16 protein-coding genes and 1 pseudogene are annotated in these 22,683 nt (G+C 60.6%); 13 read left to right on the top strand and 4 right to left on the bottom strand.

Going from position 1 to position 22,683, the window contains the following annotated elements:
* The first annotated feature begins 112 nt into the window (after positions 1 to 112).
* Both J3P85_RS17665 and J3P85_RS17660 read left to right on the top strand, forming a co-directional pair.
* Positions 113 to 505, top strand: a complete 393-nt coding sequence (locus tag J3P85_RS17665; RefSeq protein WP_434702711.1) for a hypothetical protein — start codon at positions 113 to 115, stop codon at positions 503 to 505.
* Positions 506 to 587: 82 nt separating this feature from the next.
* On the top strand, positions 588 to 878 hold the full coding sequence (locus J3P85_RS17660; protein WP_434702710.1) for an RES family NAD+ phosphorylase: 291 nt from the start codon (positions 588 to 590) through the stop codon (positions 876 to 878).
* A 464-nt stretch (positions 879 to 1,342) separates the two neighbouring features.
* Here the strand turns inward: J3P85_RS17660 and J3P85_RS17655 are convergent, their stop codons facing one another.
* The gene (locus tag J3P85_RS17655) at positions 1,343 to 2,449 is read right to left on the bottom strand and encodes a DUF2855 family protein (protein WP_434702709.1); all 1,107 of its coding nucleotides are present in this window, start codon (positions 2,447 to 2,449) and stop codon (positions 1,343 to 1,345) included.
* Positions 2,450 to 2,476: 27 nt separating this feature from the next.
* The gene (locus J3P85_RS17650; RefSeq protein WP_434702708.1) at positions 2,477 to 3,874 is read right to left on the bottom strand and encodes an NAD(P)/FAD-dependent oxidoreductase; all 1,398 of its coding nucleotides are present in this window, start codon (positions 3,872 to 3,874) and stop codon (positions 2,477 to 2,479) included.
* Positions 3,875 to 3,984: 110 nt separating this feature from the next.
* Here J3P85_RS17650 and J3P85_RS17645 point away from each other — a divergent pair, with 110 nt between their 5' ends.
* On the top strand, positions 3,985 to 4,593 hold the full coding sequence (locus J3P85_RS17645; protein ID WP_434702707.1) for a TetR/AcrR family transcriptional regulator: 609 nt from the start codon (positions 3,985 to 3,987) through the stop codon (positions 4,591 to 4,593).
* A gap of 78 nt (positions 4,594 to 4,671) precedes the next feature.
* On the opposite strand, the pseudogene J3P85_RS17640 reads toward J3P85_RS17645, so the two are convergent.
* Positions 4,672 to 4,791: pseudogene (locus J3P85_RS17640) on the bottom strand (type II toxin-antitoxin system RelE/ParE family toxin); the annotation flags it as partial.
* Complete coding sequence (locus J3P85_RS17635; RefSeq protein ID WP_434702706.1) at positions 4,788 to 5,078, bottom strand: type II toxin-antitoxin system ParD family antitoxin; 291 nt, start codon at positions 5,076 to 5,078, stop codon at positions 4,788 to 4,790. The pseudogene J3P85_RS17640 and the gene J3P85_RS17635, both read right to left, overlap by 4 nt.
* A 353-nt stretch (positions 5,079 to 5,431) precedes the next feature.
* Here J3P85_RS17635 and J3P85_RS17630 point away from each other — a divergent pair, with 353 nt between their 5' ends.
* The 10 genes from J3P85_RS17630 (at position 5,432) to J3P85_RS17585 (ending at position 22,667) form a co-directional block, all read left to right on the top strand.
* The gene (locus J3P85_RS17630; protein WP_434702704.1) at positions 5,432 to 8,911 is read left to right on the top strand and encodes a PAS domain S-box protein; all 3,480 of its coding nucleotides are present in this window, start codon (positions 5,432 to 5,434) and stop codon (positions 8,909 to 8,911) included.
* A gap of 343 nt (positions 8,912 to 9,254) precedes the next feature.
* The gene (gene bcsE / locus J3P85_RS17625; protein WP_434702702.1) at positions 9,255 to 10,748 is read left to right on the top strand and encodes a cellulose biosynthesis protein BcsE; all 1,494 of its coding nucleotides are present in this window, start codon (positions 9,255 to 9,257) and stop codon (positions 10,746 to 10,748) included.
* Positions 10,745 to 10,939: a cellulose biosynthesis protein BcsF gene (gene bcsF / locus J3P85_RS17620; RefSeq protein WP_208666893.1), complete on the top strand. Its 195-nt coding sequence runs from the start codon at positions 10,745 to 10,747 to the stop codon at positions 10,937 to 10,939. Before bcsE ends, bcsF begins: the two co-directional genes overlap by 4 nt.
* Positions 10,932 to 12,551 carry a cellulose biosynthesis protein BcsG gene (bcsG, locus tag J3P85_RS17615; protein WP_434702701.1) on the top strand — a complete coding sequence of 540 codons (1,620 nt, stop codon included), beginning with the start codon at positions 10,932 to 10,934 and terminating at the stop codon, positions 12,549 to 12,551. The genes bcsF and bcsG overlap by 8 nt, the downstream gene beginning before the upstream one ends.
* Entirely contained in the window at positions 12,548 to 12,772 is a 225-nt protein-coding gene (bcsR, locus tag J3P85_RS17610) for a cellulose biosynthesis protein BcsR (RefSeq protein WP_434702700.1), read from the top strand. The genes bcsG and bcsR overlap by 4 nt, the downstream gene beginning before the upstream one ends.
* A complete protein-coding gene (gene bcsQ, locus J3P85_RS17605; RefSeq protein ID WP_434702699.1) occupies positions 12,769 to 13,491 on the top strand; it encodes a cellulose biosynthesis protein BcsQ in 723 nt (240 codons plus the stop codon). Before bcsR ends, bcsQ begins: the two co-directional genes overlap by 4 nt.
* Positions 13,488 to 16,079, top strand: a complete 2,592-nt coding sequence (gene bcsA / locus J3P85_RS17600) for a UDP-forming cellulose synthase catalytic subunit (RefSeq protein ID WP_434702698.1) — start codon at positions 13,488 to 13,490, stop codon at positions 16,077 to 16,079. Before bcsQ ends, bcsA begins: the two co-directional genes overlap by 4 nt.
* On the top strand, positions 16,076 to 18,340 hold the full coding sequence (gene bcsB / locus J3P85_RS17595) for a cellulose biosynthesis cyclic di-GMP-binding regulatory protein BcsB (RefSeq protein ID WP_434702696.1): 2,265 nt from the start codon (positions 16,076 to 16,078) through the stop codon (positions 18,338 to 18,340). The genes bcsA and bcsB overlap by 4 nt, the downstream gene beginning before the upstream one ends.
* Positions 18,340 to 19,455, top strand: a complete 1,116-nt coding sequence (bcsZ, locus tag J3P85_RS17590) for a cellulose synthase complex periplasmic endoglucanase BcsZ (RefSeq protein ID WP_434702694.1) — start codon at positions 18,340 to 18,342, stop codon at positions 19,453 to 19,455. Before bcsB ends, bcsZ begins: the two co-directional genes overlap by 1 nt.
* Positions 19,443 to 22,667, top strand: coding sequence for a cellulose synthase subunit BcsC-related outer membrane protein (locus J3P85_RS17585; RefSeq protein ID WP_434702692.1), 3,225 nt, complete (start codon positions 19,443 to 19,445; stop codon positions 22,665 to 22,667). Before bcsZ ends, J3P85_RS17585 begins: the two co-directional genes overlap by 13 nt.
* Positions 22,668 to 22,683: the final 16 nt, after the last annotated feature.

Genomic DNA, 22,683 nt, shown 5'->3' with positions numbered 1-22,683 from the left:
GTAGTGAAGGGTTATCTAAGATATGCGTCAGGACCCGAAGTCGCTAGAACGACCGGCCGAGGTGTTTGTGACCCGTAAGCCGCCTTCGCCTCGCCTGCTGAAGGAAGCGGCTATGCTGGTCCAGGCCCGCAAAGCAGTCCTGGAGAGTGGTGACTGGTTGACCGCCGCAGACATCGCGCAGGTGGCCCAATTGAGTACCCGCAATCCGAGTGCTCAGCCCAACAAGTGGAAAAAGCAAGGACAGATCTTTGCCATTAGTCACGGTGGGGTCGACTATTTCCCGGGTTACGGCTTGAACCCGGACGCGGGCTATCGGCCGTCCAAAGCAATGGCCAAAGTCATTGAAGCCTTCGCTGGCCATAAGGACGGCTGGGGTATGGCTTACTGGTTCCGCTCAGATAACAGTTTTCTGGGCGGCAAAAGGCCCCAGGACCTGTTGGCATCGGTGCCTGATCGGGTGATTGCTGCCGCACTGGATGAGATCCAGGGGATTGTCCATGGCTAAGCAGCGTACCGAGTCCAGTGAGGGTAGGGCGACGCCTCCCACGGATTTGGCGGCGTCCGTTACCCCAGCGCCTGTGGCTACGTTGCACGTCACTTTCACCATGATCGCCAAGGGCGACGTGCTCCACCGCGTGCATCAGGAAAAATATCAGCCAGATCAATTCAATCCCGGTGTGCACGGCAACGCCCGCTTCAGCCCGATCCAGGATGATCAGGGGCGGGCGATTCCCACCTTGTATGGCGGCACGACGGTTGAGTGCGCCTTGATGGAGACCGTCTTTCACGACGTTCCCCACACGGCTGGCTTCAAGAGCTTCGACAAAGCCGGATTCCTGGTGGTGCGCTCCACCCACGGGGGGCGTCACGCAGCTTGACTGGCGACTCGACTGTGTTCGACACGGTGCTCAATCTGGCAGAGCGGATTGGGGTCGTTATCATCGCGGGGAAAAACTGAGCCAAAATGACCGAACAGTGGCCCCTGGAATCAGCTCTCTGAGGCTGGAATTGCCATAAACACATATAAAAGCGCTCACTAGGAATTCGGCAGATTCCAGCGACAGCTTTGAAATGTAGAGCAGGCCTGTGTAGAGGTCTTGGTGTGATGACTGCTTTGAGTTGTTAGATGCGGTTCGCCGCTGACCGCTTTCGACCCAAAGGGGGCGGTCGCGGCCAAGAGTGATTGGTCAGCAACAAATAAATCTGAGAATCATCTGGCCGGTTATTGGTCTCGCCGCTTTCCGCCAAAGGCATTCAATGGGCGCTTTGGCCGCAGTTGGGTATGCATTATCTGCATCCCTATTCTGCGGCATAAGCGCTCACGACCGAGGCGGGCATTGGCTTACCTGGCAGCTTCAAGGCCGATGACCACACCTTCGTCAGCGGCAACGCGACCCTGGCAGATGTCAGGGTAAATCTCAGCCAGGCCGTCCAGCCCCTGCACTGTTCTGACCTTTAGCCATTGCCGACTCCAACTGGCCGAGGCCCTTAGAAACTGCTGGCTGCGCTCGGCAAAAACCTGCGGGCCCCAGTCCTTCATGCGTTGTTGAACGTGGCCAGGCGCAAAGAAGAATTCGCTGCGCTCCGAGCTGATGCCGGACTCGCTCTGGCTTTCATCCCAATGGGTCAGGCCCACGTTGATACAGTAAGCCAGGTTGTCGCCCAGATAATCATTCAGCGCCTTCAGCAATGCACCGTTGCCCGACATGTCAACAATGACGCTGGCAATACGGTTGTTGAGGGTGCTGAGCTGAGCGTAGTCGAGCACGTCGTCGTAGATGTCCAGCCGCTTCACCAGTGGCAGGTTGCGGGTGGAGGTGAGGGCGATGGTGGCAGGTGCCTCCTCGTCCTGCGCCAGCGCGTAGGCCAGGCCGGCGCTGGTTTTGCTTGACGCACAGAGGATGATGATCTGCTTGGCACCATACCAGCCTTTGGCCTTGAGCGCGTCCCATAGGCAGAAGGAGGTAATGTGCAGCGGCCAGAGCAACATGCGCTCGGATTCGGTAGCCGGGTCGTAATGGGGGTCGTGCAGAACCCGGTTGTAGCTGTTGTAACCCGGCGGCAGTTTGGCGCGGTGGGCGCTGCTATCGATCAATCGGGTGTTGGATACCTGGGTTGGCTGCATGATCAACTGGGTGGCCGGAGGAAAGTAGCCGAACAGGCGCTCACCGACCGGTACCTGCACACAACGGGACTCAATCACATCGGCGAAACCCCAAACCGGTATCACGCCCCAGCCCTGGCTTTGCTCGCCGACTGGCGGGAAGAATTGCCAGTAACCCAGCTTGTCGCCAGTGGCGGCATAGGTGATGTTGTTGGCGGTGAAGGAGAAGCTGTCGACCGCCAGGCGAACCTGGCCGTCCGCTAACTGGCTTTGCTCTTCTGCTGCACTGAGGGTGACCAGCCGTTGGTTCAGAAAGTCATCTTTGCGGATCTGGAACTGCTGCATGTTATGGCCTGCCGTATTTATTGGCTGCTAATTGATCTCTGCAAGAAAGCGCTGGATCTTCATCATCGCGGGCGCTGAGTTGTCGCGCATGCGCGCGAGAATCGCCTGTTTTTCCGCGTCTTCCTTGCTGGCGCTGCGTACCAGCTTGGCCGTCATGTCGAGACGGTTGGCCAGCAGCCAGCTACGCAGGTCTTCGTTTTGCGACCATTGATGCTGGTTCAGCATCAGCGCCGCCATCATGCGAATCCAGTCGGTATCGTGATTGGGTAGCGGAACTACTGAGCAGATGCGGTTTTTTTCTGCCTCATCGCTGTAGCTAGCTTCCACATGGGCAATAAAGGCCGCACTAAACACCGGCTGGTAGGAGCGTACCGTCTGCGGGGTAATGAGGTTGCCCTGGAAGACCTTCTTGATGGCCAGATTGGTAATGGCACTGGCTGAGCAATCTATGTGCAGGTTGTTGGCTGAAGTCGGAATGCTGCCCCGCTCGAGCACGATCTGATCAGTTTGCAGATGGGTCACCCGGCCCTTGCGTACCACGTTCTTGATGCGGCGCAGCTCCTGCAGCTCGAGTTGGCTGATGGTTGCTCCATGGAACATCTGCGGCTTTATCTGCTGATCGACTCTCAGCAGCACACCAGCCTGTTCGAGCCGCTGGAACAGATCATCTACCGAGTCTGCTTGGGCGATGGCTTCAAACTGCGCGGCGATCGAGCCTATGGTGGTGTGGAAGAACTCTTCGGCTGGCTGGGTGTTGCGCCGATCGAGCAGCCAGGCATCGCGCGAGACTAACCAGCAGATGCGATCCGGGTCGACCTGATGTTCCAGCAACCACAGACAGGCATCGATGCCGGTTTTACCTCCGCCGATTACCACATAACTGTCCGCCGGCTGCCTCACCCTGGGCAGATCGTTGAGCGGCATGAACTGCACGCCGGCATCGATCTGGAAGCTGGGCGTATGGGTAGCCGGCACACTGGTTTTCAGGTAGGTGGCGTCTACTGTCTTGCGCGTATTGGCGCGGAAACGCTGGGCGGTCAGGCTGTGCTCGAACAGCCCTTCGCCTAGGTAGGTACACATGGGAAAGTACTGCACGCGACCAGTGGGCAAGAATTGGTGGCGCATTACCTCGTCAAAGTAGGCCAGTACTTCGGCGCCGGAGGCGAGGTCACTCAGGCCCTTGTTGAGACCCACTTCGTCCTTGCGACCCTTGCTCAGCTCGCGGGAGCTGACACCGTAAGAGGCAGAAGGCTGGTGCAGGGTGACAAAGGGATAAGCCAGGTTCCAGTGACCGCCGGGCTGCCCGTACTGATCGACGATGATAATGCTGGCAGCAGACTCGCTCAGCAAGGTATCGGCGAAGGCCATGCCCACGGCGCCGCTGCCGACTATCAGGTAATCCGCTTCAAGTTGTTGTTCGCTCACGGTTTGTACCCCTGTTTTCGACTTCAGTGGCTGAAAGAAAAACAACCATAACAGCGTTATGGTTGGTCGAGGGTATAACACTGTTATGAAGAGTCAAGTACAATCGCGGGATGAATGATTCAAAACGCAAGATTCTCAAAGCTGCCTCGATGTTATTCCTTGAGGGCGGTACCGCTGCGCTCAGCGTGCGCGCCATTGCCGCGCGTGCTGGCGTGTCCACTATCGGCATCTACAGCCACTTTCAGGGTAAGCAGGGCATTCTGGATGCGCTTTACATCGAAGCGTTCAACGCCGTGATCGAGGCACTGGCGGTCGATGATCTGGCCACCGACGCGCGCGAAAGAGTGTTGCTGGCATCGCGTCGCTACCTGCAGACGGCCGAAGAGTACGAACCGCATTACGGCTTGATCTTCGGCAAGTTGGATGACAGTTATCAGCCCTCGGACCAGGCGCGCTCATTGGCGGCCTCCGGCTTTACGCGTTTGAGCGAGGTAGTTGGTGGCTTACTTGCGGCGGATGCTCCTGCCAGCGCCAAACGTGATGCGGCGTTGCAGATATGGGCCTTGATACACGGCTTTGTGGGGTTAAAGAACCATGCGGTAGTGGAACTGGTCGATATGCGCGGCTGGGAGGAGCGCGCCATGGAGGCGGTGGTCATTCTGGTAGACTGCATTCTTCGTCAGGTACAACACCCAGACGGTACAACCTCGCTGCGCTGAGTGTGGGTGCGTCTGACCGGAAAGGATTTATTTATGGACGAACCGGCTGCTTTTGGCCGTTTTCTGCCTGTCGTGGGTGAGGATCAACGCCTGGTAACACTGGCGTGCTTGATTGCCGAACTGCGCCTGGGAGAGTCTGAGGATGTCGACAATGTCGGCGCGCGCCGCGTTGAAAATCCGATACTGCGACGTGCTCAGTGTTTCTCGCGCGCGGGGAGGGTGGCCTCCAGGTTCAAGCCCTCGAGGTAGTGCTCCAGATCCCCTTCGTTCAACTGATTAAAGCGCCCGTGCTCAAGGTCCATGATGCCGATCGAGGTCGCCTGACGCAGGGCCTCAATTTTGGCGGCGTCTTCGGCGACACGCTGTTCCAATAGGCGCAAACCTTCTCGCATCACTTCGCTGGCATTTTGATAACGGCCGGACTGCACCAGGTCATGGATAACCTGTTCCTGGTGGGGGGTGAGCACAACGTTTCGCGTCGCCATAATTAGCTCCAGCTCTGGGCAAACAGGTTCTTTTGATCATTGGCATTATGCCATTTTGCCCGGAGTACATAGCGTGAGAGCTGTATCTGACGAACCGCGTCGTATCGCGTGGCGCCGCGTTCGGTGCTGCCCGCGTCGGCATTGTGGCGCTGCTATCGTTGTTTCTTTTATACGGGCAAATTACTGTCAGCCGCTCTACCCGATGACTGACAAACTTCAAATAGCTCCCGTCATTGACAAAAGGGGGGATAACGCATAGTTGGTGATGCATTGTCTGCCTTCCACTTTAATGCCCCTGACCAGACGAATTTCCCCTTAAGCTGCTCGTGAGCGAAGTACACATGATTTTCTCTATGAAAACGGATGCTTTGACCGCCCGAATAGCGCAGGCCCAACTCTTCGATGCGACATTCGAACTGGTGTCTTCGGCGCTCGTCCTGCTCGATGGCCAGGGCCGGATGCTAAAGGTTAATGACGCTTTTACCGAGCTGTTCGGCTACAGCCTGCCGGAATTGCTCGGTGCACCGTTTTCAGAGCTGCTCGATCGTCCTGATGACTTGAGCCAAAAGCCCCAGGACGGGCAATTCTTGCTTATCCATCGCCCAAGCGAGCTGGTTGAACGGCGTTTTCGGCACAAGGATGGCAGCCTGTTGCGCGGACAAAGCAAGATGGTCACGGTCGGGACGTTGTCGCTGTGTGAGATCGTTCCGATTGAAGTCCCGGTGGATGAGGGGCTGGGGCAGCACCAGTGGTTGCAACGGATCGTTGAAACCGCGCCAGGTATCATAGGCACCTTTCGCTTGAACAGTGACGGTACTGCCTCTGTGCCCTGGGTCTCGTCCTGTTATGAAGAATACTATGGCGTGACCGCGGAAGATGTGAAGCGGGACGCCAATGTTCTGTTTGAGCGGCTTCACCCTGAGGACGTTGGCCGGGTCCGGGATTCGATTGCCGAGTCGGCGCGTACGTTAAATGATTGGCAATGCGAATACCGGGTATGCCATCCCAAAAAGGGTGAGATCTGGCTGGAGGGTCGCTCCAAACCGACACGGGAGGCTGATGGTGCGGTTCTCTGGGTGGGTTTCCTGCACGACATCAGCGAGCGCAAGCGCATGGAGCAGGCCCTACTTCAGAGCACGGCTCGTTACCAGGAGGTTTTCGATAACTCATCGGATTGCCTGTATCTGTTGGAGGTAACCGGTAATCGACAGTTTCGATACATAGCGGTCAATGCATCTTTCGAACGAACCTCGGGGCTCGACCGGCAACAGTTGATGGGCCGCTGTCTCGGCGATGTCATTCCTCACGCCGGACAAAAGATTATGGCCGCAATCAAGGATTGCCTGGCCTGCGGCCATATCATAGAACGGGAAAGTGAACTTGAATTGCCTGCCGGCCTCATTGCCCTGCACACGACTTTCATTCCAGTACGGGACGAGCAGGGTGTCGTCTATCGCATCGTTGGCATCAGTCGCGACGTCAGCGAGCGCAGACGAATGGAGAGCCGCCTGCTGACGAGTGAGCAGCAATTTCGAGCATTGGCAGAGAACTCGCTCAGCCTGATTATTCGCTATGACCTGAACGGCCGCCGAACCTATGTCAATCCAGCCTTTGAGCGCGAGACCGGAATTCCCGCCGCCCGGGCGTTAAATACGCCGCTTGAGGCCGGATGGAGCGCAAATCTGCCGGTAGCTGAGTACCAGAACTTGCTACGTCAGGTGATCGATACTGGCGAGCCGGCGGAGACAGTTCTGGAGTGGCCCTGCGCGCGAACCGGAAAAAGGGTGGTGCACGCTGTTCAACTGATTGCCGAGCGCGGAGTGGGCGGCGAGGTTGTCAGTGTATTGGCCAAAGGGCATAACATCACCGCGCTCAAGCGCCACGAGCGCCTGGAAGAGGCCAGGCTATGTCTTTTCGAGCAGTTGGCGAAGGGGGCTCCGTTACCGGAAGTTCTGGCGCTGGTGACCCGTTTTATCGAGCAGGGGCGGGCCGATTTTATCGCTTGCGTCATGTTGGCGGACGACGATGGTCGGCATTTGATTCCGGGCTCGGTTTCACACCTGCCGCACTCATGCGTGCAAGCCCTCGGCCGAGTCAGGATCGGCGAGGAGATCGGTTTATGCGGCACGGCCGCTTGGCGTGGGGCAGCGGTGATCACTGAAGATCTGCTCGCGGACGCCTGCCGTAGCGCCTTGCGCGAACGACTGATAGAGGCCGGGTTTCGCGCGTGTTGGTCAAGACCTATCCAGGATTCGCGAGGGAAGCTCCTTGGGACGTTCTGTGTTTATTTGCGTCAACCGGGGCGGCCTTCGGAGGACGCTCTCAAACTGATCCATCAAGCCAGCCATCTGGCAGCCATTGCCATCGAGCGCAAACGTGCCGAGACGTTGCTGCTTGATAGCAAAAAGCGCTATCGGGACATTTTTGATAATTCTCTGGACTCCCTGTTTCTTCTGGATGTCAGCGAAGATGGACAGTTTCGCTATGTTGAGGTCAACCCGGCTTTTGAGCGTCGTATCGGTATGGGGCGTGGGCAACTGTTGGGCCGGACCCTGGAGCAAACGCTCGCGCCCTTTGCCGTGGCGATTGCCATCGAACGGTGTCGGCATTGCGTGCGTAACGGTGTCCCGTTTGATAAAGAGGATGAGTTCGATCTGCCCAGCGGGCACCTCGCCTTTCATACGACGCTGATCCCCGTGCGAGGTGCCGATGGACAAACCCGGCGAATCGTCGGTATCGCACGCGACATCACCGAGCGCAAACACGCGGAACGTGTCGTGCATGCGCGGGAGCAAGAGTTTCGTGCGCTGGTGGAGAACTCTCCGGATGTCATCGCTCGTTTCGACCCGCAAGGGCGTTTTCTATACGCCAACCCGGCGGCGCAAAGGGTGCTCAAACAAACGCTGAGCGAACTGCTTGGCAAGACCTTCAGTGACGCATTACCGAATTCGCCAACAGCACAGTCTTTTCAAGACAAGCTAGAGCTGATCATCCAGACCGGCGACGTTCTCGACGAGGAGTTCACTTACGAGATACCGCTCTCACAAAATGAGCAGATCATCTGCCATCAGGTTCGCACCGTCATTGAATATGACCGACGTGGACGGCTGCTCAGCATTCTCGCCGTCGGTCGCGATATCAGCGCCATGCGCGCCGCTGAGCGGCGCCTGGAGGAGTCCAATGGTCAACTGCGCCAGTTATCGAGCTATCGCGAAGCCACGCGGGAAGAGGAGCGAAAACGCATCGCCCGGGAAATTCACGATGAGCTGGGTCAACAACTCACTGCGCTGCGCATGGGGATTTCCATGCTACGCCTGCAATTTGGTCAGGATCATCCCGCGCTGGTGGAACGGGTCCAGGCACTGATGGCGCGGACCGACCAGACAATCGAGGTCGTGCGCAACGTCGCCACCAGCCTGCGTCCTGCCGCATTGAACATGGGCTTGATTCCGGCGCTCGAATGGCTGGTGTCCGAATTTTTGCAGTGCACCGGTATAGCCTGTCGACTACACGTGCCAACAACTCGACTGAAACTCGACGATGAACGCGCCACCGCAACTTTTCGGGTTATTCAGGAGTCGCTGACCAACGTTACCCGTCATTCACGGGCCAGCCTGGTGGTGATCCACCTCGAGAGTGGAGACGACTACATCTTGATAGAGGTGTGCGACAACGGTCAGGGGTTCGACCCGATGTCATTGCCCAAAGGCTCGCTCGGCCTGCTTGGCATGCGAGAGCGCGGGGTGATGCTGGGCGGCAAAGTCACCATCGACAGCCATCCCGGCCAAGGTGTCCGGGTTCGCGTGCATATTCCCCTGCACGCCGACTCCTGACGGAGCACGGGCTTTACCCACACGGCCGACGGCCGCGTGGGTGATCTGATTCGGGTAGGGGCCGCCCTACCGACACCACCAAAATGCCTATTTAAAATCAGCCTTCACCGATAGGTGATACCTCGCGCGATCCGCACAATGCGCCATTGTTATGACATCGCTGTTTTCCGTGCGGAACGGACAATGGTGTCATTGATGCGTTGGTTCATTCGAATGGCTTGGATGTCGGTTCATGGTTTCTTGGGATTGAACGAGTGACTCACTCAGCGCGCTGACGTGGAGGAGTGTGGGTTTGAGTCATGTTTGCTTAGCCATACGGGACATGCCGGATGAGCAGCTATCGATGCGCTCAGGCGGACTGTATTGGGTCTGCGTCGACCGCGTCGGCGATACCGAGACCTTGGCGCTACAAGGGTTGAGGGCATTACCTGCACAACACCGGGCGACCCTGGTGTGGAGTGGTTATGTTCCGGAGCAATTGATCAGTGCCCTGGATGATCGATCCGCGACAGGCCCTTCGCAGCTGTTCGAAGTCGCCGAAACCGATATCCATTTGGCGCTCCAGTCGCTGCCATCCGAGTTGAGGCGCGCGGCAACGACGTCTGGAAGCCTGCTCATGCTGATGTTGCCCGCAACCAGTTGGCAAGCCTTCGACGCGGCGAGCCTGCAGCGGTGGTGTGAGGGGATGCGGCGCTGGTTGCGCGAGCACCGGTGCACGCTTCTGGTGTTGTGCCATGGACAGGCTCCGCGGCTGCATGGCGAGCTGGTTCGTCTCGATGAGTATTTGTCCGGGTTGGCGCAGTTGTACCGGCGCGATGGCGGCATTCACTATCAATCGCACTTCTGGCACAACGACCAAGGCGTTTGCGGCGCTCGGGAGTTCGAGTTCGAGCTGAACACCACGGGCTTTGGCCTGGCCCAGGCCGAGCAGGCTAGTCCAACCCCCACACGCACAGATGACCAGCGCATCTATCTTGCCCAGCGCACCGTGCTGGAAGGTGCTGCGGCGCCATCGGAACAGTGGAGCGTGTTCGAGCGACGTATCGATCTGTTGCAACAGGCCGCTCAGGCCCGAGCCGCTAGCGTGATGGTCGCTGTCGAAAGTGATCAGCAGGTAGAAGCGCTGGCCCGTGATCTATACGCGTTGCGCCAACGTTGCGGTACGGCACTGAAAATCATCGTGCGGGAAATGGAGCCTTGCTTGCGCTATCGCGATGAGCGCCTGTTGATGACCTGTGGAGCGAACATCATCGTGCCCTTTGGCAACGCGTTGCCCCGGTTCTTTAGTCTGGTCGACAGCGTGCAGGGCCAGGTTTGGCGTCGCAGGCGAGCGAGCCGTGACCTGGAGTCATTGCTCGCACGCTTGCGTGCGCCGATGACGCGCGGTCTGCTGGCTCCCCGGGAGTTTCTCTCGGCGCTGGAGCAGATCTATGGCGGTGCTTCTGGCGAAGTCGAGCACCAATTGCTGCGGTTGCAGCCGCGACCGGCGCTGACGATCGAACAATGCCTGCACCAGATCAACCTGCGCCGGTTCGGCGATATCGCCACTGTGGTCGATGGCGTTTTCTATTTGTTTCTGTTCGCTTGCCGCAACGATGGCCTGGAATCGGCGCTGGGCAATATCTGTCGCCTGCCATGGCGCACTCTGTTCAGCGACTGCCAGCCTCTTGCCGAACTGGATGATTTGCCGCAAGCCGCCTTCCATGACGCCGCGAGTCTGCCGGACACGTTGTGCCTGGCCCGGGACCGAGCGGAGACAGCGACGCGAGCACGAGCCGAAATGGGTGCCTACCTGCCAGAGCGAGCCCGTTTGGCGATCACGGACTACTGCGAATGAGCTATTACGAATTACTCCAAATCATTGCCGCGAGCAGCTTTTTGACGTTGGCGCTGGCCCTGTTGTTGCGTGGTTTCTGGCGCCAGGGGCGAGACTGGCTCCAGAGCCTCCTGCCGCCACGTTATTTGAAGCCTTACCGGATGCCCCAACGCGCACCGACGCGTCGGCCCATGAGTACGCCGCATGAGTAAGCTCCTGTCCGCGATCCCGGCAAGCACCGTGCGGGCCTGGCCCGGCCTGGGTCATTGGAACCTGTATTTCATGGTCAAGCTAGCCTTGCAGTGGGGCGGCTACCTGAACGTTCAGATTCTGCCCAATCTGTTGTTCGCGGCGTTTTTGCTGTTGCCCCTGAACAGCCGTTTCAGTGTGAACGGGCGTCGGCTGATCGCCGTGCCGGCGGCGGTGGCGCTGTTCTATCAAGACACTTGGCTGCCACCTTTGAACAACTGGATGGAATGGCCTTCGGTGGCGGATTTTTTCTCCGGTCATCTCTTGGGATTGGCCGAGCGTCTGGTCGACTGGAACCTCGTTGGCTGGTTGCTGCTATTGGCGGTGGCGTATCTGTTTGTCCAGCCCTGGCTGCGCATGACCACGCTGAGCCTGGTTGGGCTGGCCTGGTTGGGCTGTGCCAACCTGCTGGCGTTGTACCCGAGTGACGAGCCGAGCACCACGTCGGTCAGCGTGTCGGGGGATGCGGTCGTAGGAACGAGCGCAACGGTCGACACCTACCTGCGGCAGTTCTACCGCGCCGAGGCCGAGCGATGGGTGGCATTCACGCCTTCGACCTCTGCCACGCAGCCCTTCGACCTGGTGCTGATCAATATTGACTCCATGGCCTGGGACGATCTGGATTTCAGCGGTTTGCGCGACCACCCGTTGTTGCGGCAAATGGATGTGCTGTTCGACCACTTCAATTCGGCCGCCTCCGAGCGGGTACCGGCCACGCTTCGGCTGTTGCGTGCTGGGTGCGGCCAGACGCCTCTGAGCCAGTTGTATAGCCCTGCCAACGAGCCTTGTCTGCTGTTCAACGCGTTGGGTCGGCAAGGTTTCGTCGGTGAAACCTTGCTCAATCACACCGGGCAGCTCGAGGGTTTTCTAAACGCGGTGCAAACCCTGGGCGCGTTGCCGGAACCGGAGATGAATGTCAGCCATTTGTCGCCCGTGCTGGCGGGGCCAGACGGCTCACCGGTGTTGCGCGATGGCGAGGTGTTGGACCTCTGGTGGCAGCACCGCCAAGCGCAACCCGACCAGCGAGTGGCGCTGTTCTACAACACCCTGACTTTGCATGAGGGCAACCGGCTCGTGACGGCTGATGGTGCTGGCCGTCGCGCCAGCTACAAAGCACGGGCCCAGACGCTGCTGGACGACTTGAACGGTTTTATTGAACAACTGGCGCTAAGCGGTCGTCCCGTGGTTGTGGTGATGGTGCCGGATCGCGGCGCGGCCCTGCGCGGCGACCGCATGCAGTTCCCCGGTATGCGTGAGATACCCGGCCCGTCGATCACCTGGGTGCCCGTCGGCATCAAGCTGATCGGCATGGGGCGCAATCCGCGCTCCGCCCCTTTGCACATCAGCGAACCGAGCAGCTACCTGGCCTTGGCGCAAATCATCGACCGACTACATGCCTCGCCTTCTCGCGCTGATGATCAGTTGCCGGATTTGCAACCTTTGCTGAAAGGCTTGGCGCAAACCTCGTGGGTGTCCGAGAGCGAAAACAGCGTAGTGCTGGATTACGCCGCAACGCCTTATGTACGGATCAGGGAGAAAGACGCATGGCTGCCTTACCGGGCGATGTCCAAATGAGCATCAGATTACTGTCGCGCACAGAGCGGGCCGATGACATCGCTCGATTAAAGGCCGAGTTGCAATTGCCCGCCTTGACGTATGTCGACGTCTCGCTTCAGAAAGAGTTGCGCCGTGCGTTGCAGCGCTGGCCGTTGCTCGCCGAATTCGAGCAGACGCAACGTGCGCCTGGGGCGCGGGTTTCGCTGGCGCGCCAAGACGAGCCGGAGGTGGCAACGTGACGTCCTTGGGTTTGCACGGACTGCGGGGTGGCGCTGGCAGCAGTTCGTTGCTGGCGGCCCTCGGTTACGCCTTGCACACCCTGGAGCAGCGCGTGCTGCTGGTGGACATGTGCCCGGAAAATCTGCTGCGCCTGCACTTCAACCTGGCCGTCACGGAGACGGACGGATGGGCGCGGGCGCTGCTCGATGGCCAGGATTGGAAAGGCCAGTTCTGGAACCTTGCGCCGAACTTGAGTGTGCTGCCCTATGGTCGACTCTTCAGGGCCGACCAGAGGCGTCTGGAACAGGAGTTAAGCCATCAGCCCGGACTCTGGCACAGGCGCATGAATGCCTTGGCCGAGCATTTCGATTGGGTACTGTTTGATCTGCCCCATCGCATGCCCTGGCTTGGCCGCGCCGTGTCCTGCCAATTGCATATTCAGGTGATAGAAGCCGACGCCGCCTGTCATGTCTTGCTGCAACAGCAGGAGGAAATGGCCGATTACCTATTGCTCAATCGGTTCGACCCGGCCAGTCAGATTCAACGCGACCTGATGCTGATCTGGCGCCAACACTATGATGCGCGGCTGCTGCCGGTGACCGTGCACAGCGATGAAGCGATGCGCGAAGCATTGGCCTGCAAGCAGCCGGTGGGCCGCTATGCGCCGGGCAGCCTGGTGGCGCAGGACGTGCTCAGCCTGGCGATATGGTGCCAGACCCAACAAGGGGAGGGTGCATGATCGCCCGCTGCTTCCCTTATCAGTACTTGCGCGATAAGCACGGATGCGGGCTACTGGTTGCGCTGCTGCTGGCGTTGGCGAGCGTCCTGGCCTGGTTGGTGTTGCGCTTGGAGTCAGCCGCCTGGCGCCAGTTGTTGGACCAGCGCCAACGCTGGTATCCACAGTTGGTCGACAAGTCGCCGAGTCTCGGCGATCCGTTGCGTTACGCCCTGCAAAGCGTCTGGTTGCTGCTGATACGACCGGTCGCGCCAGAGCAGCGGTCGAACTCGTTTAGCGGGTGGACGAGGGTCGTCGCCCTGAATCGGACGGTGTGGCTGCGGCTGAGCAATGCGCTCCAACAGCAGACCCAACGTATTCGTGATCACTCGCGAGTCACCCAAGGTGTCCACTGGTGGAAAGGCCTGGAGCGGCACCGCCAATGGTTGCTCGGCGGTTTCCTGGTCGCCCAGTTGGTTCTGCTGACGGTGTTGTGCATCACTGAACCGTTCGGTTATGTGGAGCAACTGGTCTTCGGACTCTTGCTCTGGGGCCTGACCATGCTGGTACGCGGCATGCCCGGGCGTTTCGCGACCTTGTTGATGGTGGTGTTGTCCACCATTGTCTCCTGCCGTTACTTGTGGTGGCGCTACACCTCGACGCTGAATTGGGATCAGCCCCTGGATCTGGCCTGTGGCCTGGCCCTGCTGGCGGCGGAGACTTACTCCTGGATCGTGCTGATCTTTGGTTACATCCAGACCTGCTGGCCACTGAACCGTGAGCCGGCGCAGTTGCCGGAGGATACCCGGCACTGGCCGACCGTCGATTTATTGATTCCGACCTATAACGAGGACCTTTCGGTGGTGCGCGGCACCGTGTACGCCGCCCTGGGCATCGACTGGCCGGAAGAAAAACTGCGGATCCATATCCTGGACGACGGCAAGCGCGAAGCCTTTCGCCAGTTTGCCGCCGAGGTCGGGGTCGGCTACATCATTCGTCCTGACAATCGCCATGCCAAGGCCGGTAACCTCAACCACGCGTTGGGTCGCCTGGACGGCGAACTGGTCGCCCTGTTCGATTGCGACCATATGCCGGTTCGCTCGTTCCTGCAGTTGACGGTGGGCTGGTTCCTGCGCGATCCCAAATTGGCGCTGGTCCAGACGCCCCATCACTTCCTGTCCGCGGATCCTTTCGAACGTAACCTGTCGGTGTTTCGCAACAGGCCGAACGAGGGCGAACTGTTCTACGGTTTGATCCAGGACGGCAACGACATGTGGAACGCCGCTTTCTTTTGCGGCTCCTGTGCGGTGCTGCGGCGTTCGGCGCTGGATGAGATCGGTGGATTCGCGGTGCAGACCGTGACTGAGGATGCCCATACTGCCTTGCGCCTGCATCGCGCAGGGTGGAATTCGGCGTATGTACGCATTCCCCAGGCGGCCGGCCTGGCGACGGAAAGTCTGTCCGCCCACATCGGTCAGCGCATCCGTTGGGCCCGAGGCATGGCGCAGATTTTTCGTACCGACAACCCCTTGCTGGGCAAGGGCCTGACGGTGTTCCAGCGGATCTGCTACGCCAATGCGATGATGCATTTTCTCGCCGGTTTGCCGCGGTTGATATTTCTGGTCGCGCCCTTGGCTTTCCTGCTGCTGCACGCCTACATCATCTATGCCCCGGCGTTGATGATCCTGTTGTACGTGTTGCCGCCGATGATCCATGCCAGCCTGACCAACTCGCGCATGCAGGGCCGCTATCGGCAGACATTCTGGGGCGAGGTTTATGAGACCGTCCTAGCCTGGTACATCGCCCGACCCACCACGGTGGCGCTGTTCAGCCCGAACAAAGGCACCTTCAACGTCACCTCCAAGGGTGGTCTGATGGAGTACGACCGGTTCGACTGGAAAATCGCCCGGCCCTATCTGGTCCTGGCGGGCCTGAACATCGCGGGGCTGGGTTTCGCCTGTTGGCGGTTGGCCACGGGGCCGGCCAATGAGGTCGGCACGGTGTTGGTGAGCTCGCTGTGGGTGATCTACAACCTGTTGATCCTCGGTGCGGCGGTAGCGGTCGCGGCCGAAGTTCGCCAGGTGCGCCAGACGCATCGGGTGCAGACCCGGTTACCGGTGGCGGTGCGCCTGGACAGCGGCCATTCGTACCCAGGCACGCTACTCGACTATTCCGATGGCGGTGTCGGCGTACAGATCGACGTGCCGTTGGCGCTGCCGGTTGGCGGGCGTATTTCGTTGCTGATGCAACGTGACTCGCGGGAGTTCCTGTTTCCCGGTCTGGTCAGCCGCAGCCAAAAGCAATTCGTTGGCATCAACTTCGGCCAGCTGTCCACCCGGCAAAAAATCGATTTTGTGCAGTGCACATTTGCCCGTGCCGATGCCTGGTTGAACTGGGGTGAAAACTATGTCCCGGACAGGCCCCTGCATAGCCTGATCGATATTTTCAAACTCGGTGCCAAGGGCTACTTCCAACTCTACCAATACCTGCCTTCGTGGGTCCGCCGCGTGGCCGGACCGCCGCTGCGCCTGGTGGGCTGGCTGTTGAGTTACCTGCCGCGGATGCCGTCCTCATTTTTTTCATCTTCTTCTCGGTCAGTGAGCCCTACATGAGTCGCTATTTCAGTAAATCCCTGGTTGCCGGCCTGGCGCTCCTGACCCTTGGCGGCGCACAGGCTCAAGGCCTCGCAACGCCGCCGCTCGATTCGGTCCCGAGCTGGAGCAACACTTACAATTTCGCTCAGTTGGGGCACGCCGCCGACAACCTGTTGCTGGGCATTCATGACAGCGAGCAGATCGAGTTTTCGTTGCGTCGCGACCGCATCGCCAGCGACGCCCGCTTGCGGCTGGAGTTCACACCGTCGCCCGCGTTGCTGCCGGTGCTGTCACACCTGCGGGTGTACCTCAATGACGTGCTCGTCAGTGTGCTGCCCATCGAGAAAGAACAACTGGGGCGCAAAACTTTCCGCGACGTGGCGCTGGACCCGCTGCTGATCACCGACTACAACCGGGTGCGCCTGGAGTTCGTCGGCCATTACACTGACGTTTGTGAGGACCCGGCCAACAACGCGCTATGGGTCAATATCGGCCGTCGCAGCGAGATCGAACTGCACGAGCAGGCGTTGTCACTGCAGAACGACCTGGCCTATTTCCCCTTGCCGTTCTTCGACTCGCGGGGCCAGGACAAACCGAGCCTAAGCATGGTTTTTGCGGCATCGCCAACCCTGGGCGAGCAACGCGCGGCGGGTGTCCTGGCATCTTATTTCGGCAGCAAGGCCGGTTGGCGTGGCATGCGTTTTCCGGTGTTATTCGACCGTCTGCCCGGGACCGGCGCCACGCCTGCGATTGTTTTCGCCACCAATGATCGTCGCCCGCTGTTCCTGGCCGACCTGGAGCAGTTTCCAAAGGTCGCGGCACCGGTGTTGCAAATGATCGACAACCCGCAGGCGCCTCACGGCAAGGTGCTGCTGGTGCTCGGTCGCGATGATGAGGATCTGCTGGTCGCTGCCCGCGCATTGGCGCTGGGCGGGGATCTGTTGCGCGGTTCGCGGGTGACGGTGGACAAAGTGCAGCAACTCCAGCCCCGGCAACCCTACGATGCGCCCAATTGGATTCGCACCGACCGCGCGGTTCGCTTCGCCGAGTTGATCAGCTATCCCGGGCAGTTGCAGGCGAGCGGCTTGCGTCCGGCGCCGATTAGCGTCGATCTCAACCTGCCGCCGGATCTGTTTGTCTGGCGCAGCCAAGGGGTTCCGTTGCAAATCAACTATCGCTATACACCCAGCGTGGTCACCGATGAGTCGCGGCTGAACATCAACCTCAATGATCAATTCATCAGCAGCTTGCCATTGCCAAGCGGTGATAGCTCGAAGCTGCAAAAGCTGCGCCTGGCGGTGCTGTCCACCGACCCCGCCAATCCCGATGAGAAGGTGTGGGTGCCCGCGCTGAAAATCGGCGAGCGCAACACCCTGCGCTTCGACTTCAACTTTGCCAGTACCCTTGGCAGCGCTCAACGCGATCATTGCCAGACGACGTTGCCGGCAAGCAATCAGGCGGTGATTGACGAAGCCTCGACGATCGATTTGTCCGGCTATCACCATTTCATTGCCATGCCGGACCTGAAGGCGTTTGCCCGCAGCGGCTTCCCGTTCACGCGCATGGCCGATCTGTCGCAAACGCTGGTCATGGTGCCGGCCCAGGGCAGCGCCGTGCAGATCAGCACATTGCTCGAAACTCTCGCGACGATCAGTGCCCGTTCCGGGGCGCCGGCCCTGGGCCTGCAACTGTCCGCCGACTGGAGCCTGGCGACCCGCACGGATGCCGACCTGTTGGTGTTGGGAGGGGTGGGAGCCGGTGTCGGCGAGATTGCGGACACGAACCTGATGCTCGATCAGCTCCACGACTGGTTGCTGGAACCATCCAGCCAGGCTCTGAACGGTTCGTCGGCGCGTGCCGGTGAGCTCAACGACATCAGGCGCCAGCCGGCTCATCGGGTCGAGGTCTCTGCACAGGCGCCGATTGCCGCCTTCGTCGGGCTCAAGTCACCGTTCCATGAGCAGCGCAGCATTGTCGCACTGCTGGCCAGCACCGACGCCGATTACCAACTGCTGCGCGATACGCTCGCTGACAGCGCGAAGATGGACGCCGTGGCGGGTTCCGTGGCGCTGCTGCGCAGCAGCGGCGTAGAAAGCAGCCAGGTTGGCGAGCAGTACTTCGTCGGACATCTGCCCTGGTGGTTGTTGCTCTGGTTTCAACTCTCCGAGCACCCGGTGTTGCTGGCGCTGACCGTGGTGCTGATCGTACTGCTCATTGCATTCGCGTTGTGGCGCTCGCTCGGCTGGGTGGCCCGGCGGCGGCTGATGGGGCAACAGTAATGCAAGTCAGAGGTTGTCTGGCGCTGCTGTTGAGCCTGTGTGTCGTTGGCCCGGTGAGTGCGACGCAGTGTGACTGGCCGGCTTGGGAAACCTACAAGCAGGCATTGGTGAGCCCTGAAGGCCGGGTCGTCGACCCCTCCACCGCGCAACGGGTCACCACGTCGGAAGGGCAAAGCTATGGTCTGTTCTTTGCGCTGGTGGCCAATGACCGGGCGAGTTTTGCCCGGTTGTTGAGCTGGACCCAGGACAACCTGGCCGGCGGCGACCTGTCTCGTCGATTGCCGGCCTGGCAGTGGGGGCGCGACCAGCAAGGCCAATGGAAGGTGCTCGACACCAACAATGCCAGCGATTCCGATTTGTGGATTGCCTACAGCCTGTTGGAGGCGGGGCGACTCTGGCGCCAACCCGCCTATGAAAAGCTCGGGCTCAATATGCTCTGGCTGAATGCGGCGCAAAACATGCGCAATGTGCCAGGGCTGGGCCTGATGCTACTCCCGGGAGGGCAGGGTTTTGACAGCGCCGACAGTTGGCGGCTGAACCCCAGCTATCTCCCCCCGCAACTGCTGGCACGCTTTGCCCAGGTTGCGCCGATCTGGCGTGAGCTCGCCGTCAACTCGCAGCGCTTGCTGGTGGAGGGCTCGCCCTTGGGGCTGGCTCCCGACTGGTTACTGTGGCGAGCCGGGCAGGGCTGGGCAGCCGATAGTGTGACAGGGGCCAAGGGCAGCTACGACGCGATCAGGGTCTATCTATGGCTCGGGATGCTGGCCGAGGATGCGTCCGGAAGGCGTGAGTTGCTTGAGCATTTCCACCCCATGCTGGCGCAGGTCACGCGTCTGGGCGCGGTGCCGGAAGTACTCGACACCCGCACCGGTGCCGACATCGGCAAGGGTCCCGTGGGCTTTTCCGCGGCGCTGCTACCCCTGTTGGCCAGCGCGCCCGACAGCGCTGAGGCACTGAAGGGACAGCGTGAACGGCTGCGCCAGGAACCGCCCGCGCCCGATGCTTATTACAACCGCTCGCTGCTGTTATTCGGCCAAGGCTGGGACGAGCGGCGATATCGATTTGACAAGAACGGACGTCTGCTACCGAACTGGGCGGGCGCATGCAAAAAGTAACGGGATGGGCGTTGTTGGGATGTCTGTGTGGGCCGGTGCTAAGCCAGGCCGCCACGCCAATTGATCAGCAGCAGCGGTTTCTGGAGCAGATGCGTACCGGCGAGGCGCTTTATCGTGAAGACCTGGTCCGTGACGCATTGGCGCGCCTGAACCTGATTGCCCCCGAGCAGCCACGAGTGCTGGTCGCCGGGATCCGCCAGGCACTGCTGCAACAGGATCAGCCGCTGGCCGCGCGCTTGTTGGCGACCTTGCAGCGCCAGGCTCCAGGCTCTCAGGAGGTGCTCCAGGCCCAAAGCCTGTTCACGTTGCAAAGCCCAGTCGGGCAACAAGGCTTGCATCAGGCGCGAGAATTGGCTGCGGCGGGAAAAGCCCAAGAGGCTGTCGGGGTGTACCGGCAGCTATTTGGCGATGCCCCGCCGGATCTTGCCAGCGCCGTGGAGTATTGGCAGGCACGCAGCGGCATGCCCGGGCAGCGGGCAACGGCCATCGACCAATTGCAGGCACTGGATCGTCAGTATCCGGGCAATATCCGCCTGCGACTGGTGGTGGCCAACCTGCTGTTCGCGCAGAAAAAGGACGCAGAGGGCCTGGCGATCCTGCATCGGTTGGCGACTGATCCACTGGCGAGCAAGGATGCCGCCGAGCAGGAATACAACTACCTGAGCCGTCTGCCCATCAGCCCGAACAGCGTGCGCGGCTGGCAGGATTTTGTCGCTCATTATCCCGATTCGCCTCTCAAGGGAAAAGCCTTCGAGCAGTTGCAATTTCAGCAACAGCGCTTGGCCGATCCAGCCTGGCAGGCGGCGGCCAAACGTCGGCAGCAAGGCCCGAAGACCGCCGACCATTATTCAGTATTGTTGCGCCAGGGCGACCAGGCCCTGCGGCGCAAGGAGCTGATCAAGGCCGAGAAGGCGTACCAGCAGGCCCACACAATACGGCCGGGTGATGCGAGGGCATCATGGGCACTGGTCCGTCTGTACCAGGCCCATTCACCACAGCAGCTTGAGACCTTTCTCGATGGGTTGTCGCCTGCGCAGCAGCGCGAATTCCAGGCGTTGCGCCAGAGCCTCGCGCTCGCGCGTTTGAAAGCCCAGGCCGATGCCGCCACGCAACGGGCCGATTGGGCGCAGGTCAACAGCCTGCTGCTCAAGGCCCGGACGCTCGATGGGGACGACCCCTGGCTGGCCTTTCATTTGGCCAAGGCCCAGCAGGCGCTGGGACAGAGTGGCGCGGCCGAGGACACCTTCAGCCAACTGATGCAGCGTCAATCAAACCATCCCGAGGCGCGTTACGCCCAGGCGCTGTATTTGAACGCCAACGGCCGGGACGGCGAGGCGCTGGACGCACTGACGCGGATCCCACGATCGGCCTGGACTCAGCCAATGCAGGACTTGGCCAGTCAGTTGCAACGCCGCCTGCTGCTGGGGCGAGCCAAAGTGCTGCGCGATGCCGGTCAGGAAGTCCAGGCGGTAGCCCTACTGCTGCAGCGACCGAACAGCCAGGACTTGGTGACAGTCGCCAGTTGGGCATTGCAGCGCGGTGACCGGGCCCAGGCTCAAACCTATTACCGCCAAGCATTGCAGCGCGATGCGCAGAACGCCGAGGCGCAGTTGGGCTTGATCGAAGCCCTGATCGCCGACGGTCAAATGCAGCCGGCACAGCAGCGGTTGGAGCAAACGGCTGTGGCACCGGTCGCGAGCCCTGATCACCGGCGACGCCTGGCCAATGCCTGGGCCGCCGTTGGCCATCCGGAAAAGGCCGATGCCCTGTTCGCGTCATTGCTGAACACACCGCAAAACGATCCGCTGATCTACCGCGACGGCGCCCGGTTGATGGCCAGGCAACAACCCCAAGCAGCATTGGATCAGTACGCCCGTGGCATGGCGGCTGCCGGCCTGCTGACCCCCGCCCAGGCCAGCCCACGGGACGATCACGCCCTGACCCTGGCCAGTCGCGAAAAAGACAGCGACGACTGGCTGCCGCGCAGCTTGCGCCGGGGAGTCGAGGACGTGTACCAGCGACAGAATTCGACGGTCCATCTCTACCATGACATCGCCTGGCGCTCCGACAACACCACGCCGGGTGTCTCCGACTTGCTGGCGCAAACCTCGATCCTGCGCATCGACGCACCGGTGGCCGAAGGCCGAGGCTTTGTCCAGGCCGAAAACATTGATCTGGATGCCGGGGCCTTCGACACCGATGCCGACGGCCTGCATCGCGAGAGATTCGGTACCTGTGCGCTGCGCCTGCGCAATCGTGCAACCGGTGCTCAGCTACCCGACGGCTGCCCGGGCGAGACGCAACGTGCGCGTGGCAGCACACTGGCAATCGGATGGCGGGACGAGCGTTGGGCCGTGGACATCGGCCATTCCGCCGAAGGCTTCCCCGTCGCGAACTGGTTGGGCGGGGTCAGCTTTGCCAGTGACTGGAACAGCGTGAACTGGACACTCACGGCCTCGCGGCGACCGGTGAGGGATTCGTTGTTGTCCCACGCCGGAACCGTCGATCCCGTCAGCGGCGTTCGCTGGGGCGGCGTCACCGCCAGTGGCCTGCGCCTTGACCTGAGCCATGGGACCAGCGCGGTGGACGGTGTCTGGGCCAGTCTTGGCGCGCATTGGTTGCGAGGCGAGAACGTCGCCAATAACAACCGTCGTTCGGCGATGGGCGGTTACTACTACAACCTGATCCAACGGGCCGACGAGCGTCTGCAGACCGGCCTGACGCTTATGTATTGGGGTTATGACAAGGACCTGAGCGAGTTCACCCTGGGGCAGGGTGGCTACTACAGCCCGCAGCACTATTACTCGCTGGGTATTCCACTCGATTACGCCTGGCGCAACGCCGACTGGTCGGTGCGGCTGGAAGGTTCGCTTGGCTGGGCCTATGCGACCACCCAGGCCAGTGAACTCTATCCCCTGGAGGGGGCCGGGGCGAACTGGCTGAGCAGCGTGCAGCAGGCAGGTTTCAGCGCCGAGGATGTGAACCAGGTTAAAGCCGCAGGCTCCACCAGCGGCGCCAACATTCGCCTGCAAGGCCTGGTCGAGCGCCGTCTTTCGGATCACCTCGTACTGGGCGGCGGATTGGCCTGGCAGCACAGTGAAGACTACGCGCCGAGTCGCGCCTTGTTGTACCTGCGATACACCTTTGACCCTTGGCAAGGGAACCTGCCTTTGCCGCTCGAGCCGATTTCACCCTATGCGCAAATGCGCTGATCGGTCACAGACTTCA

The sequence above is a fragment of the Pseudomonas sp. Z1-12 genome (assembly GCF_051132015.1).
GTDB classification, from domain to species: domain Bacteria; phylum Pseudomonadota; class Gammaproteobacteria; order Pseudomonadales; family Pseudomonadaceae; genus Aquipseudomonas; species Aquipseudomonas zanjanensis.
This window is presented reverse-complemented; position numbering and strand designations above follow the sequence as displayed.

Excerpts from the sequence above, each read along its gene's own strand:
- J3P85_RS17665 (WP_434702711.1), top strand. The coding sequence starts at position 113 with ATGCTGGTCCAGGCCCGCAAAGCAGTCCTGGAGAGTGGTGACTGGTTG.
- J3P85_RS17655 (WP_434702709.1), bottom strand. The coding sequence starts at position 2,449 with ATGCAGCAGTTCCAGATCCGCAAAGATGACTTTCTGAACCAACGGCTG.
- J3P85_RS17645 (WP_434702707.1), top strand. The coding sequence starts at position 3,985 with ATGAATGATTCAAAACGCAAGATTCTCAAAGCTGCCTCGATGTTATTC.
- J3P85_RS17635 (WP_434702706.1), bottom strand. The coding sequence starts at position 5,078 with ATGGCGACGCGAAACGTTGTGCTCACCCCCCACCAGGAACAGGTTATC.
- J3P85_RS17630 (WP_434702704.1), top strand. The coding sequence starts at position 5,432 with ATGAAAACGGATGCTTTGACCGCCCGAATAGCGCAGGCCCAACTCTTC.
- bcsE (WP_434702702.1), top strand. The coding sequence starts at position 9,255 with ATGCGCTCAGGCGGACTGTATTGGGTCTGCGTCGACCGCGTCGGCGAT.
- bcsF (WP_208666893.1), top strand. The coding sequence starts at position 10,745 with ATGAGCTATTACGAATTACTCCAAATCATTGCCGCGAGCAGCTTTTTG.
- bcsG (WP_434702701.1), top strand. The coding sequence starts at position 10,932 with ATGAGTAAGCTCCTGTCCGCGATCCCGGCAAGCACCGTGCGGGCCTGG.
- bcsR (WP_434702700.1), top strand. The coding sequence starts at position 12,548 with ATGAGCATCAGATTACTGTCGCGCACAGAGCGGGCCGATGACATCGCT.
- bcsA (WP_434702698.1), top strand. The coding sequence starts at position 13,488 with ATGATCGCCCGCTGCTTCCCTTATCAGTACTTGCGCGATAAGCACGGA.
- bcsB (WP_434702696.1), top strand. The coding sequence starts at position 16,076 with ATGAGTCGCTATTTCAGTAAATCCCTGGTTGCCGGCCTGGCGCTCCTG.
- bcsZ (WP_434702694.1), top strand. The coding sequence starts at position 18,340 with ATGCAAGTCAGAGGTTGTCTGGCGCTGCTGTTGAGCCTGTGTGTCGTT.
- J3P85_RS17585 (WP_434702692.1), top strand. The coding sequence starts at position 19,443 with ATGCAAAAAGTAACGGGATGGGCGTTGTTGGGATGTCTGTGTGGGCCG.